Consider the following 14,257-nt stretch of genomic DNA (forward strand, 5'->3'; position numbering starts at 1 on the left):
ATCCGAAACTATTTTATTTTAGTTCAGAAAAAAAACAAAAAGGAGTGAGTGGCTTTTTTTTAGGAGTGAATGTTTATTAATGGAAGAATACAGATAAAAACGCCGTCTTTTTCTGATGTTTTAAAATCGGTTTTTGAGTAATAATTGTAAATGCTATTCAGGTAGTTTAACCCAAATTTAGTACTCGGTTCAGCAGTCAATTTCTTTTGAAGATTGTTGCTGATAATTGCCTGATTTTCTTGAATCAGGATTGTAGTAGTTAAGGGACTTTCTTGAGTTGCCGCATTATGCTTAATAGCATTTTCGACCGCAATCTGGAAAGCAAGATAGGGGATGTGTTTGTTTAAAGCAGTTTCACTTTCTATTTGAATAGAAAAGAATAATTCGTCTTTAAAACGAGTCTGCTGTAAAAAGATATATTTTTCGATAAATAATAATTCGTCTTTCAGAGGGACAATATTTGTTTCTGGCGGATCAATTAAATAACGATAAATACGAGATAAGTTTAAGGTAAATTTTTGCGCAACTTTAATATCACTTCCAATTAGCATATAAAGCGAATTAAGTGAATTAAATAAAAAGTGCGGATTTATCTGCTCTTTCAATTGTTGTAACTGAATAAGAGCTTTTTCTTTTATTATTTTTTCGTTTTCTACTAAGAGTTTATTTTTCTCTTTTATGGCAATTCCTTTTTCTCGGTACGCGCGTCTGTTGATATACAAGAATAAGTAGAAAATAAGGAAAAGCATTACTGTTGTAATCAAGTATATCCAAGTAGAATATTTTTTGATTAATTCTACATTTTCATCCACAGAAAATTTAGGAACATTGACACATATAAACCAATGCGAGTTTTTTAAATCTAATCTTTTTGTAAAACGAATAACATCCAGTTTTAAATATTCGGACATTGTAATTCTTCTTACATAATCTTGTTTTTTAGTAAAAATGGTATCAAGAGATCGGGTAGAAGATATTTTGTAAATGTCTTTTCCTATAAACGCAATTTCAGGATGATAAATGCATCTTCCAGATTTATCAAAAATAAAGGCATAATTTGTTGCCGAATTAGACTTGTCTACATTCGAGATATAATTATGAAGATTTTTTAAGTTGATATCGTAGCCATAACGAACTGTTGTGTTTTTTGAATTAAGTTTGAAATAAATTCTCCAAACCCATTCTTTTCCTTGCGGAATAACAGCGCTGAAATAATCTACATTTTTATTTTTTAGAATGAAATCTGAAACTTCTTTTTTTAAGGCATCAGAAATAGAATCTGTTCCAAACTGAATTCTATTTTCATTGATTTGAAACCAGCTATCGGCAACCAGTGAATTGGTATTTTGAACCGAAGACAAAATATGTAAGTTGGATGCTAGATTTTCTGGTGTACTTATTTTTAAAACATGTTTTATTTGGTTTTCATGTTCCATAAATTTAGAAAACTCTTGTGACATAAATTCCTGCTTCTTCATAAAACTGCGAAGTGATACTTCATCATTCGCTTTTTCTGTCAAATCAGTAATAAGGTTACTCAAAATATAAACGGACAAAACTGTAACCAGAATCGAAACCGTAACATATATTAAGAATGCCCGTCTAGAGGTAATATTTTTTAATCTAAATTTCAAAAAGTAACATTATGACCTAGTTTGCCACAGCAAATTGCGAGTCATATAAATTTTTATAGTACCCATCAGTTTTTTGCAATAACTCCTGATGCGTTCCTTGTTCAACAATCAATCCCTTATCCATCACCACAATCTTATCTGCATTTACAATTGTTGCTAATCTATGTGCTATTATAATCGAAGTTCTTCCTTTTGTAATCGTTTCTGTTGCACGCTGAATCATTTCTTCAGAATACGTATCGATAGAAGAAGTCGCCTCGTCTAAAATCAAAATACTTGGATTACTCACATAAGAACGTAAAAATGCAATAAGCTGGCGCTGTCCAGACGAAAGCATAACACCACGCTCTTTTACATCAAAATCATAATTATCTGGCAGGTTCATAATAAAATCATGAACACCAATTTTCTTTCTTGCATCAATTACCTTGTCTCGAGTAATTTCTGGATTGTGTAAAGTAATATTATTATAAATCGTATCGGCAAACAAAAAGACGTCTTGTAAAACAACAGCAATTTGTTTTCTTAAAGAAGCCAAAGTATAGTTTTCTATATTTTCTCCATCAATGCAAATTGTTCCGCTATTGATTTCGTAAAAACGATTCAATAAATTAATGATCGTAGATTTTCCTGCTCCTGTAGAACCTACAATAGCAATAGTCTGTCCAGCCGAAACCGATAAATCAATTCCTTTTATAACTTCTTCTTCTGGAATGTAGCTAAAACGAACGTCTTTAAAATCAATTCTTCCATCAAAAACTGGCGCTTCAATTGTTCCCGTATCTTGAATATGATCTTGTGTGTCAATAATATCAAAAACACGATTGGCGGCAATCATTCCTAACTGCATTTCATTAAATTTATCCGCAATTTGTCTTAACGGATTAAAAAGCATTCCGATAAACATGGTGTATGAAAATAAATCTCCAAAAGTTGTAAAATGATCTCCGTTTAAAATTCGGAAACCACCATAAACTACAACCAAACCTAAAGTTATGGATGAAATAATATCGGCAATTGGGAAGAAGATAGAGTTGTATAAAATAGTCTTAATCCAAGCAACTCTATGTTTGTTGTTGATGTCTTTAAAGTTTTCGGCTTCGATTTTTTCACGGTTAAAAAGCTGAACGATTTTCATTCCCGTTACACGTTCTTGTACAAAAGAGTTCATGTTGGCGATCTGGGTTCTTACTTCCTCAAAAGCAACTTGCATTTTGCGTTGGAAAATTCTAGTTATAAAAACTAAAATTGGCATAGCAACTACGACAATCCAAGTCAGTTTCCAATTCATGTAAAACATAAAGATCAAGACAACAACCATTTTCATCAAATCGCTTATAATCATAAACAAACCTTGACTGAAAATTCGAGCAATCGACTCAATATCTGAAACGGCACGTGTAACCAATTGTCCAACTGGAACCAAGTCGAAATATTTCATTCTGAAACTCAAAATGTGCTGAAAAAGTTTGGTTCGAATATCTTTTACAATATCCTGCCCAAGCCAATTGGCCCAATAAACAAAGTAAAACTGCGAAAAAACTTCCATCAGTAAAACCACTCCCATTAATATAATATATAGGAGCAAACCCATTTTGTCATGAGTTTTGATGTAGCCATCGACAGTTTCTTTAAGTAAATAAGGACGAAGTGCGGCGAAGATAGATAGCGAAATGGCAAATATGATTACGCCATAATAACGCCATTTATAAGGACGAGTATATTTTAAAATTCGTTTGAATAATCCTGTATCGAATGCTTTTGCTTTCATTTATTTTTTCGTGCTTTAAGCTTTAGGCTTTTAGGCCATAAGCTATTAGCAGTAAGCGACAAGAAATAAGCCTAAAGCCTATTGCCTAAAGCTTAAAGCTTTATAAATAATCGTAATCTATTTTGGTTAAATATAAACCATGTGCAGGAACCGAAAATCCTGCTTTTTCTCTGCTTTTGCTGGCAATGATATCCTCAAAATCGATTAAAGTGATTTTCTTTAAACCAATATTGATCAAAGTGCCTACAATTGCACGAACCATATTCCTTAAAAACCGATTTGCCGAAATGGTAAAAATCAGTTTTCCGTTTTCTTGTTTCCAATATGCCTCAAAAACCGTGCAATCAAATGTGTTGACATCAGTGTTAACTTTTGAAAAACATTGAAAATCGGTATGTTTCAATAATAATTGCGTCGCTTCATTCATTAAACTGACATCTAGTTTTTGCGAAACATACCAGCTCAATTCCTGTAAAAACGGATTTTTTAAGGTATTAATATGATATTCATAAGTTCGCTTTGTAGCGTCAAATCTACAATGGGCATCATCGTGAACTGGTATAATATCAAAAATAGCAATATCCTTTGGTAAATACGAATTCAGTTTATGAGTCAAAACCGGAATATCTAAGGTTTTTTCTGTGTCAAAATGGCCGTACATTTCGCTCGCATGAACACCCGTATCTGTTCTTCCAGCACCCATAATGCTGATAGTTTCATTTAATAAAACCGAAAAAGCTTTATTTAAAGTTTCTTGAACTGAAGAAGCATTTGGCTGTATTTGCCAACCATGATAATGTGTTCCGTTATAAGCGAATTGAATAAAATATCTCATTTTTAGGGACAGAGGTTCTGAGGTGCAAAGGTACAAAGGTTTTTTTAAAAGAAGCTAAGATTCTAAGATACTAAGGGTCTAAGTTTTTTGCGTAAGGATATAGTGCTTTTATGTCTCTGCTAAAACAATCACATCGAAAACAAAAATTAGCTTAGTGACTAAAAAGAAAAACCTTAGTATCTTAGCATCTTAGAATCTTAGCACCTTAGAAAATGACCAAAATCCTGCTTCTCTCAGACACTCACAGTCATATTGATGATACCATTTTAAAATATGTTGCTCAAGCAGATGAAGTTTGGCATGCTGGAGATATTGGAGATTTGGTAGTTACGGATACCATAAAAAAGCTAAAACCTCTAAGAGCAGTTTATGGGAACATTGACGATGCGCAGGCAAGATTAGAATTTCCGTTAAATAATAGATTTTCTTGCGAAAATGTATCAGTCTGGATTACGCATATTGGAGGTTATCCTGGAAAATACAATCAGAATGTTAGGGAAGAATTGGCTCTGAATCCGCCGAAATTGTTTATTTGCGGACATTCTCATATTCTGAAGGTCATGTTTGATAAAAAAAATAATTTGTCGCACATGAATCCGGCGCTGCTGGAAAAAGCGGATTTCATAAAGTGAGAACCATGTTGCGATTTGTAATCGATGATGATAAAATCAAAGATTTGGAAATTATTGAAATAGGAGCGAAGTAATTAATGTGGTAATGGAAGCTGAATTTTTATTTTGGTTCCCTGTTTTTCTTTTGAAACAATAGATAAAGTTCCTTTGTATTTTTTAATTTGAGCTCTTATCCTATTTAACCCAAAACCTTCAACCTCTTTTAATTTCTGAGTTTTAAAACCAATTCCGTCATCGTAAATGCATAGAATTAATTGATTTTCTTTTTCAGTCAGAGAAAGCTTTGCTTTTTTAGCGTTGCTATGTCTGGTGATATTGCTAAATAATTCGCTAACTATAAAATAAATTTTCATTTCGAACTTTTCAACATATCTTCTGCTAGTTGGAATGGAACTTGAAAATTCAAATTCGATCGCAGAATTTGAATTTTTTTCGCATAAATCTTCTAGAGCATAAATTAATCCAAAACGAACCAAAAGCGACGGAACAAGATCGTGAGACATATCTCGTAGTAATTCGTGCACTTCAGATAAAATGTTTTTAGCTTTCTGGATTTCATCCGATTTTATGTCATGTTGAGCCGTAAAAGTATTTAAATGCAATCCTGCGGAAGACAAAAGTGAATTGATATTGTCATGCAGAAAAGAAGCAATTTTTTTTCGCTCTACTTCTTGAGAATCTATACCAGAATTTATAATATCGAGAAGGATTTTCTGTTTGGTGTCTTTTCGTTTTATCTTCTGCTTTAATTTATTGTTTTGGTACAGAAAATAAAATAAAAGAAAAATGATGATGGTAAGTATAATAGACAAACTGACTATTTTTTTGTTTCGTAGTTGTTCTGATTTGCTAAAATGATTATTTGCAATTTTACTCTTAATTTCAGTTTGTGGAACTTTTACAGTATCAGTAGATTGCGCGGCACTATTTCCTTCAAAAACAATAAGAAAAAAAATATATGTAAAGAATTTAAAACGAAACATAAAAGCAATTTTTAAGGATTGATCAAATTGTTTTTAAGAGCATATTTTACCAAACCTATTGTGCTTTTTATATTGAGCTTTTTCATAATGTTTTTACGATGCGTTTCGACAGTATGCGAACTGATGAAAAGTTTTTCGCTGATTTCTTTTCCGCTATATTCCAAAGCAATCAAAATAATGATTTCAATCTCACGAGGGCTTAAGATTGGATTTTCTATAACCGCGTTTGAGTTGAGTTTTGGGTTGTCTCTAAAAGTATTGAAGATTTTTTCTCTAACAGCATCGCTAAAATATTCCTGACCTTGATAAACAGCTTCGACAGCTTCAATGATATTTTCGCCAGCGCAATTCTTGGTGAGATAGCCTTTTGCACCTAGTTTCATTACTTCTTTAATGATTTTAAGATCATCATAACTAGATAAAATAATGACCTTGCAAGGAAGTTGTTTTTGGTTAAACTCTTTTAATGTTTCTATGCCGTCTTTTTTAGGCATACTGATGTCTAGAATCAAAACATCGGCTTTATCGTTTATAACATCATCATAGACAGTGGTGCCGTCCAGTGAAGTTCCTGCCACTTCAAAGTTTGAAACGGTTTGAAGCAGGTTGGACAGTCCATCAATTAGAACCTGATGATCATCTGCAAGATGAATCCTTATTTTGGGAATCATGATTGTCTAAATTTGAAAACACAAAATTATACTATAAAACGCATTTTTATTATGCTCTTCAGGTTTGATTTATAATATAATAGGGTAAAAAAAACCCGAATCAGAGTTCGGGTTTTTCTTCGCACAAAATAAACTAAAGTTTATAGGTTTACCTCAAACGATCAACAGATTTTACAAGATCCTCATCCTTTTTGATGGCCTTATTAGCTAGAACTAATAACACGATAGCAACAATTGGCATGAACATCCCAATACCTTTCTCAGAGACCTCAGTCCCTCCAGATAAATTTAGTGATCGATATACAAATAATCCTAATAAAATTAAATTTAATATTATGTTCAGTCTGTTTAGTACAAACTGATTTTGTCTCTTTTTAAATGAAATTATACTGATAACACTAAGCATAGTTGTTAATCCTAGTAAAAAAGTATAAAGCATATCCTGCATAAAAAAGAATGGCTTTCCTGCACTAGTTGTCCAAAGCGGAACAAAAAGCAATAAAATGCCAGTTCTTTGCAAAAGCTAGAAATATATATACAGTTTGAATTCTTTGTATCATGGTCTAAAAATGTTTTACAAAAATATATTTTCTTTTTTTAAAATACTATTGTATGATAAAATTTTATTCGTATTATTGCATCATAATACCGTAAGCACTTCATACTGCGGTCAATTCAAATTAATTATCTACCTATTCTTTTTACAGTATTCCTTAAAATAATTAAATTCATAGAACATTCATGTTTGATATTTCTGCATTAAAAGAAATGAAGCTTGCTGAGCTTCAAGAAATAGCTAAGTTAGCTAAAACAATAAAGATTACTGGTGTCAAAAAAGAGACTTTAATTAGTCAGATTTTAGCACACCAAGAGAGCACTAATGCTCCGGCTCAAGCACCTCAAGCAGAAGTAGTTTCTGAAGCCAAAGATGAAAAACCAAAACGCGCTAGAATTGCTCCAGCAAAAACAAAAGCGACAAATACCAAAAATGCTCCTGTTTTAGAATTTGATGAAGTAGAGGAAACTGTTCAAAAAAACGATACTGTTGAAACAGTTCAGCCAATTGCAGAAAAGGCAGATGAAGCAGTAGAGGAGAATAAAACACCAATAGCAAAAAAAGAGCCTAAAGGTGGAAAATTCAATAAACAGGCATATGAGAAGAAAGTAGCGCAGAAAAAAGAAAAAGAAGTAACCGCTACTGAAGAAGTTGTAGAAACAGCTCCATCAGAATCAATTACTTCTGAGCCAACAGCCGAAACAGCTGAAAAAACTTCACAAATTGCTCCTGCAAAAAGATCAATCCGAATCAGAATAAAAATCAGAACCAGAACCAGAATCAAAACCCGAATCAGAACCAAAATCAGAACGGGAATGGCAATGGAAACGGAAATCACAATAATCAAAACCCTAACCACAAGAATAAAAAGAACAATAATAACTTCAGAGATTCGGATTTTGAATTTGACGGAATTATTGAAAGTGAAGGCGTTTTAGAAATGATGCCAGACGGTTATGGGTTTTTACGTTCATCAGATTATAATTATTTAGCTTCTCCAGATGATATTTATTTATCAACTTCACAAATTAGATTATTTGGTTTAAAAACCGGAGATACAGTAAAAGGAGTGGTTCGCCCGCCAAAAGAAGGCGAGAAGTTTTTTCCATTGGTTCGTGTATTAAAAATTAACGGTCACGATCCGCAAGTAGTTCGCGATAGAGTTTCTTTCGAACACTTGACACCAGTTTTTCCTTCAGAAAAATTCAAACTAGCCGAAAAAGGCAGTTCTATTTCAACAAGAATTATAGATTTGTTTTCACCAATAGGTAAAGGTCAGCGTGGTATGATCGTTGCACAGCCTAAAACAGGTAAAACAATGCTTCTTAAAGATATTGCAAACGCAATTGCGGCTAACCATCCAGAAGTTTATTTGATTGTTCTTCTTATTGATGAGCGTCCAGAGGAGGTTACAGATATGCAAAGAAGTGTTCGTGGTGAAGTTATCGCTTCAACTTTCGATAGAGAACCACAAGAACACGTAAAAATCGCTAACATCGTATTGGAAAAAGCAAAACGTTTAGTAGAATGCGGTCATGATGTTGTGATTCTTTTAGACTCGATTACACGTTTAGCAAGAGCATACAACACAGTTCAGCCAGCATCTGGAAAAGTATTAAGTGGAGGTGTTGATGCAAATGCATTGCAAAAACCAAAACGTTTCTTTGGAGCGACTAGAAATGTAGAAAATGGCGGTTCTTTAAGTATCATCGCAACTGCGTTAACAGAAACAGGTTCTAAAATGGACGAAGTTATCTTCGAAGAATTTAAAGGAACTGGTAACATGGAATTACAATTAGACCGTAAGATAGCTAATAAACGTATTTTCCCTGCAATCGATCTTACTTCATCTAGTACACGTCGCGACGATTTATTATTAGACGAGAAAACTTTACAAAGAATGTGGATTATGCGTAAATATCTATCAGATATGAATCCAGTAGAATCTATGGACTTCGTAAACGATCGTTTCAAGAAAACAAAGAATAACGAAGAGTTTTTGATTTCGATGAATGACTAGTTAAAGTTGCTAAGGTTCTGAGATGCTAAGATTCTAAGTTTTTTAGCTTTGAGAAAAAGCAAACCAAAAGATATATAAAACAAAAAAAGGATGAGTTTTACTCATCCTTTTTTTATATTCGTTCCTAAGAGAAACTTAGAATCTTAGCATCTCAGAACCTTAGCAACTATTTTTTATCAACTACCGGTCTGTTTTCTCTATTTGCCAAATCCCAAGCTACTACAAAAGCAAGTTTAGTTCTTTTGGTTAAAGCATCGTATTCGATTTTTTGAGGTTCGTCGCCTTTTCCATGGTAATCTTCGTGAACTCCGTTAAAGAAGAAAACTGCAGGAATGCCATGTTTTGCGAAGTTATAGTGGTCAGAACGCTCATAGAAATGGTTTGGATCTTTTGGATCATTAAATTTAAAATCTAAGTCCATTTTGATGTATTTATCATTTTGAGCCACAACTGCATTGTGTAAATCAGATGATAATCTGTCTGCGCCAATTACGTATACATAATTATTTGTGTTTGCATGCTCCACATCACGACGCCCAATCATATCGATATTGATGTCTGCAATTGTGTTTGCAATTGGAAACAATGGATTTTCAGAATAAAAACGAGATCCGTGTAAACCATGCTCTTCGCCAGTTACATGAAGAAATAAAATAGAGCGTTTTGGTCCGTGTCCTTGTTTTTTTGCTTTAGCAAAAGCCTTAGCCATTTCCATAACTGCTACAGTTCCAGAACCATCATCATCAGCTCCGTTGTAAACTTCCCCATCTTTAATTCCAACGTGATCGTAGTGTGCAGAAATTACCAAAACTTCATCTGGTTTTTCTGAACCTTCAATGTATGCCCAGATGTTTTCTGAATCAGGCAAATTTTGATTGCGTTTTGCATTCATAAATGTTGCAGGAACAGGCTGGTAATAATCTGAAGCTCCTTTTGGAAAAGAGATTCCATTTTTTTGTATTGCTCAATCATGTAAACTCCCGCTTTTTTCTGTCCTTTAGAACCAGTTTCGCGACCTTCCATTTCATCAGAAGCAATAGTGTAAAGCATTGTTTTAAGATCTTTTTCGCTGATCGCCTTAATGTATTTCGAAGGATCCGAGTTGTCTTTTGATGCTGTTGACTGTGTAGTTTTACAAGAATACGCAGTAACAATTAAAAATAAAATGAGTAATTTTTTCATTCTAGATAGTTAGTGTAAATTAATAAATGTGTAAAGAACGTAAAGGGTCAGTAAAAATAGAATAAAAAGTGAGTTTATTATAAAGAGCATAACGCTTTTAACAAATGACACTATTCGGGATTCTCCATAAAAACGATGATGTGCAGGATAAAAATAGTAACACATCCAAATTGTCCCTACAAATGTTGTTATTGATGATATAAAAGTCAATGGATTATCTTCTCCGAAGAAGCCAATCAGTCTGTCAACGATAAACATGATAAGAAAGATCAGTAAAAGGAAAGAGAAATAATGGAGAGTGAAAATTCCATGATCAAAATAATACCACTTTTTTTTGTTGTGAAAAAGCCACAGGAAAAAAGCAAAAAATGGCATAATGATGAATAAGATTTTGGGAAGATTGTGAAAAAAAGATTCAATAAACTTTTCTATAATTTCTCTTTTCGTATTGTTTTCAGTTACATGTACAGCTTTTTCATAAACCCAATACGTAGAAGCATTCAACTTATCGTTTTCTTTTCCATATTTCTGAATAGAATCGATTTCCTTCATCGATTTTAAATGGAAATACTTGTCTGCTTCTTTTTTAGTGAGTCCTTCGGTATTTTTTGCCAGTTCTTTGCTAAGCACTTTTTCACTTTTATCAATATCGCCTTTCACTTTGCTAGGAAACATTGCAATTAGAAAAAACGTAATAAAACTGATGAAAATATATAATCTAACAGGAGCTAAATAAGATAGACGTCTTCCCGAAAGATATTCTTTAGTAAGTGTTGAAGGCTTAAAAAGCAGATTTTTTATTGTTTTCCAGAATGCATTTTCATAATGCGTTAAATCTTCGAAAAAATGGATAAATAAATGATGAAAAGTCTTTCTGGAATCACTGTTTTCTTGTCCGCAGTTAGGACAAAATTTTTGCTCAACAACGTGCCTGCAATTTAAACAGGTTTTGTCTTCTCTAATTTTGTTGTGTGACATTGGTTATTTCAGTTGATTTTGATTTGGTGTAGTTTTTTAGTTTTTATTTTTTTAGCACTTCATTTAAGAAAAGCTGTAAATGCTCAAAAGATCTTTTTGCCGCAACAGGATTATATGCAGCGCCTTTAGAATTGTCATTTCCAGCTTCTGGATTTGTAAAAGAGTGAACAGAATTAGCATAGTAAATCATTTGCCAATCAGCTTTAGAATCGCGCATTTCTTGTTGGCAAGAAGCAATTTCTTCTTTAGAAACAAAAGGATCATCGGCACCATGGCAGATTAAAACTTTTGCATCGATTGTTTCCGTTTTTCTACTAGCGTCTTTTCCTAAACCGCCATGAAATGATGCTACTCCTTTTAGCTTCAAATGCCCACGTGCAGCTTCTAGAACTCCAGTTCCGCCAAAACAATATCCGATAGCAACAATATTATCAGCATTAGCTCCAGACTTTACTAATTCTTTCAAAGCGACATCAATACGTTTTTGATAAGCTTCGAAGTTTGTTTTGTAAAAACCAGCTTGTTTTCCAGCATCTCCAGTATTTTTAGGATAGTTTCCTTCTCCATATATATCGGCGATGAAAACATTATAGCCTAGTTTAGATAATTCTTCTGCAATTCCTTTAGAAGCGTTATCAATTCCTAGCCAAGCCGGTAAAAGCAGGATTCCTGGGTTGTTAGCACTTTTTTTAGCAGATTTAATAAATAAGCCATTTAACTGTTGGTCGCCTTCTGTGTATTTTACGGGTTTTAACTGCGCATTCATGAGGTTAGAAAATAAGATTGCACTAAATAAAATAGCTATGGAGTTTTTCATGATTTCTTCAATTTTTAACAAATATCAGAAATATTATGTTACAAAAAAACCTCACAACTAAATTCTTGTGAGGTTTGTAACGAATATTTTAAAAGAATGTTTTTCTTTTTTATAAAGATATATTTCGTTTAAAAGCGCTGACCTAGTTCTACGATAGAATCGGTTTTGTCAATGCCTGGAATTCCGTCGATTTTTTCATAAAGAATGCGACGCATATGTTCGTGATTTTTTGCTATGATTTTTATGTAGAGTGTAAAAGAACCTGTTACATAATAACATTCGGTAATCTCGGGAATTTCTTTAAGCGCTTCAATAATTCGTTCAGAATCAGAATCTTTGTTCAGTGTGAGTCCAGTAAAAGAAGCCCAGTCATAACCAATTTTCTTTTCCTGAATAATAGGTTTAATACCACCAATTACACCTTGTTCAATCATTCTGTTAATACGCTGATGCACCATTGTATTTGATATTTTAAGATTAGTGGCGATAGAAGAAAAAGCCATTCTTCCGTCTTTTTCTAATTCTTTAAGAATACTAATATCAAATTCGTCTAATAATTCCATTCAGTAAAAATCGTTTAAAAATTGAGTCTTTTGCGATTCATAAAAGTAATTCTTTTTTTTAATAAACTGACAGCTAATCAAATTTCCCCTAAAAAATAAATTTCTCTTTTTTGAAGTGCTTAATTTTTGTTTTTGACTTTTATTTTGTTACATTTAAGTCAAAATATTGTTTTTTGAATTGTTATTTGTTTAATTTTAATATTTTTGTAGAAATAAAAAGCATATTATGATAAGTACAGAAAAAGCACTTTCGTCAAAATCAGAAATTTTGATTGAAAAAGAGAATAAATACGGAGCTCATAATTACCATCCGCTTCCGGTAGTTTTGGAGCGTGGAGAAGGAGTATACGTTTGGGATGTTGACGGTAAAAAATATTATGATTTTTTATCTGCTTATTCTGCAGTAAATCAAGGTCATTGCCATCCAAAAATTGTGAATGCAATGGTAGAACAAGCTCAGAAACTTACTTTGACTTCTCGTGCTTTTTACAATGATAAATTAGGAAATTACGAAGAATATGTAACCAAATATTTTGGTTTCGATAAAGTTCTTCCAATGAATACAGGGGCAGAAGCGGTTGAAACTGCTTTGAAAATTTCTAGAAAATGGGCTTATGAAGTAAAAGGAATTCCAGAAAATCAGGCACAAATTATTGTGTGTGAAAATAACTTTCACGGAAGAACAACTACTATTATTTCATTTTCAAACGATGAAACAGCTCGTAAAAACTTCGGACCTTTTACTGATGGTTTCATTAAAATTGAATACGATAATTTAGAAGCACTTGAAAAGGCTTTAAATTCATCAAAAAATATCGCTGGATTTTTAGTTGAACCAATTCAAGGCGAAGCAGGAGTTTATGTTCCTTCTGAAGGATATTTAGCGAAAGCGAAAGCCCTTTGCGAAAAACATAATGTATTATTTATTGCCGATGAAGTTCAAACAGGAATTGCTCGTACAGGAAAACTTTTAGCAGTTCATCACGAAAATGTACAGCCAGATGTTTTGATTTTAGGAAAAGCAATTTCTGGTGGAGTTTATCCAGTTTCTGCAGTTTTGTGTAATGATGAAATCATGAATGTTATCAAACCTGGACAACACGGATCTACTTTTGGAGGAAATCCTGTCGCAGCTGCTGTTGCAATTGCGGCTCTTGAGGTTATTAAAGACGAAAAACTAGCTGAAAATGCAGAACGTCTTGGCGTTATTTTAAGAGACGGATTAAATAAAATCGCTGAAAAAAACAACTTAATTACGCTAGTTCGTGGAAAAGGTCTTTTGAATGCAATTGTAATCAATACAGACGAAGAATCGGATCTGGCTTGGGAAATCTGTTTGAAATTTAGAGATAACGGATTATTGGCAAAACCAACTCACGGAAACAAAATCAGACTGGCTCCGCCTTTGGTTATGACGGAAGAACAAATAAAAGAATGTCTTGAGATTATTGAGAAATCTTTGAATGAATTTAAATAATTATCGGTTAGATATAAAAATAAAAAAGCGACAAGTAAAATTGCTTGCTTTTTTTGTAGATCATTTTTTATTTTAAAAAGCGACTGTTGTATTACCAATCGCTTTTTGTTATAATTACTAAAAATATCAAAAAAAGTA

At 32.9% G+C, this 14,257-nt stretch carries 8 protein-coding genes and 5 pseudogenes; 3 read left to right on the top strand and 10 right to left on the bottom strand.

The annotated features are described in order from the left end of the window. Positions 1–59: 59 nt before the first annotated feature. The 3 genes from P5P87_RS24570 to truA all read right to left on the bottom strand — a co-directional run bounded on the left by P5P87_RS24570 (position 60) and on the right by truA (position 4,240). Complete coding sequence (locus P5P87_RS24570; protein ID WP_233074093.1) at positions 60–1,541, bottom strand: sensor histidine kinase; 1,482 nt, start codon at positions 1,539–1,541, stop codon at positions 60–62. A gap of 109 nt (positions 1,542–1,650) precedes the next feature. Beyond that, complete coding sequence (locus P5P87_RS24575; RefSeq protein WP_278020933.1) at positions 1,651–3,405, bottom strand: ABC transporter ATP-binding protein; 1,755 nt, start codon at positions 3,403–3,405, stop codon at positions 1,651–1,653. Positions 3,406–3,505: 100 nt separating this feature from the next. Then, on the bottom strand, positions 3,506–4,240 hold the full coding sequence (truA, locus tag P5P87_RS24580; protein WP_278020934.1) for a tRNA pseudouridine(38-40) synthase TruA: 735 nt from the start codon (positions 4,238–4,240) through the stop codon (positions 3,506–3,508). 212 nt (positions 4,241–4,452) lie between these two features. On the opposite strand from truA, the pseudogene P5P87_RS24585 reads away from it, so the two are divergent. Beyond that, positions 4,453–4,946 (top strand): annotated as a pseudogene (locus tag P5P87_RS24585) (metallophosphoesterase family protein). Here P5P87_RS24585 and P5P87_RS24590 read toward each other — a convergent pair. From P5P87_RS24590 to P5P87_RS24600, 3 genes and pseudogenes are all read right to left on the bottom strand, one after another. After that, positions 4,947–5,855, bottom strand: a complete 909-nt coding sequence (locus P5P87_RS24590; RefSeq protein WP_278020935.1) for a sensor histidine kinase — start codon at positions 5,853–5,855, stop codon at positions 4,947–4,949. It abuts the pseudogene before it with no gap. Between the two features lie 11 nt (positions 5,856–5,866). Then, complete coding sequence (locus tag P5P87_RS24595; protein ID WP_198856390.1) at positions 5,867–6,526, bottom strand: response regulator transcription factor; 660 nt, start codon at positions 6,524–6,526, stop codon at positions 5,867–5,869. A 148-nt stretch (positions 6,527–6,674) separates the two neighbouring features. After that, positions 6,675–7,086 (bottom strand): annotated as a pseudogene (locus P5P87_RS24600) (DUF4293 domain-containing protein). 181 nt (positions 7,087–7,267) lie between these two features. Between P5P87_RS24600 and rho the strand changes: the two are divergent. Next, positions 7,268–9,102 (top strand): annotated as a pseudogene (gene rho / locus P5P87_RS24605) (transcription termination factor Rho). A 166-nt stretch (positions 9,103–9,268) separates the two neighbouring features. On the opposite strand, the pseudogene P5P87_RS24610 reads toward rho, so the two are convergent. The 4 genes and pseudogenes from P5P87_RS24610 to P5P87_RS24625 form a co-directional block, all read right to left on the bottom strand. Continuing rightward, positions 9,269–10,284, bottom strand: a pseudogene (locus P5P87_RS24610) (M28 family peptidase). Between the two features lie 9 nt (positions 10,285–10,293). Further along, positions 10,294–11,262 carry a DUF3667 domain-containing protein gene (locus tag P5P87_RS24615; protein ID WP_198856386.1) on the bottom strand — a complete coding sequence of 323 codons (969 nt, stop codon included), beginning with the start codon at positions 11,260–11,262 and terminating at the stop codon, positions 10,294–10,296. Positions 11,263–11,305: 43 nt separating this feature from the next. Further along, a complete protein-coding gene (locus tag P5P87_RS24620) occupies positions 11,306–12,079 on the bottom strand; it encodes a dienelactone hydrolase family protein (RefSeq protein ID WP_278020936.1) in 774 nt (257 codons plus the stop codon). Positions 12,080–12,188: 109 nt separating this feature from the next. Beyond that, positions 12,189–12,642 (bottom strand): annotated as a pseudogene (locus P5P87_RS24625) (Lrp/AsnC family transcriptional regulator). A 226-nt stretch (positions 12,643–12,868) separates the two neighbouring features. On the opposite strand from P5P87_RS24625, the gene rocD reads away from it, so the two are divergent. Further along, positions 12,869–14,119: an ornithine--oxo-acid transaminase gene (rocD, locus tag P5P87_RS24630; protein ID WP_278020938.1), complete on the top strand. Its 1,251-nt coding sequence runs from the start codon at positions 12,869–12,871 to the stop codon at positions 14,117–14,119. The last annotated feature ends 138 nt before the right edge of the window (positions 14,120–14,257 follow it).

Source organism: Flavobacterium ginsengisoli (assembly GCF_029625315.1).
Taxonomy (GTDB): Bacteria; Bacteroidota; Bacteroidia; order Flavobacteriales; family Flavobacteriaceae; genus Flavobacterium; species Flavobacterium ginsengisoli.

What these genes read in the sequence shown, in the direction of transcription:
- P5P87_RS24575 (WP_278020933.1), bottom strand. Translation starts at nt 3,405, where the DNA reads ATGAAAGCAAAAGCATTCGATACAGGATTATTCAAACGAATTTTAAAA.
- P5P87_RS24615 (WP_198856386.1), bottom strand. Translation starts at nt 11,262, where the DNA reads ATGTCACACAACAAAATTAGAGAAGACAAAACCTGTTTAAATTGCAGG.
- P5P87_RS24620 (WP_278020936.1), bottom strand. Translation starts at nt 12,079, where the DNA reads ATGAAAAACTCCATAGCTATTTTATTTAGTGCAATCTTATTTTCTAAC.
- truA (WP_278020934.1), bottom strand. Translation starts at nt 4,240, where the DNA reads ATGAGATATTTTATTCAATTCGCTTATAACGGAACACATTATCATGGT.
- P5P87_RS24590 (WP_278020935.1), bottom strand. Translation starts at nt 5,855, where the DNA reads ATGTTTCGTTTTAAATTCTTTACATATATTTTTTTTCTTATTGTTTTT.
- P5P87_RS24595 (WP_198856390.1), bottom strand. Translation starts at nt 6,526, where the DNA reads ATGATTCCCAAAATAAGGATTCATCTTGCAGATGATCATCAGGTTCTA.
- rocD (WP_278020938.1), top strand. Translation starts at nt 12,869, where the DNA reads ATGATAAGTACAGAAAAAGCACTTTCGTCAAAATCAGAAATTTTGATT.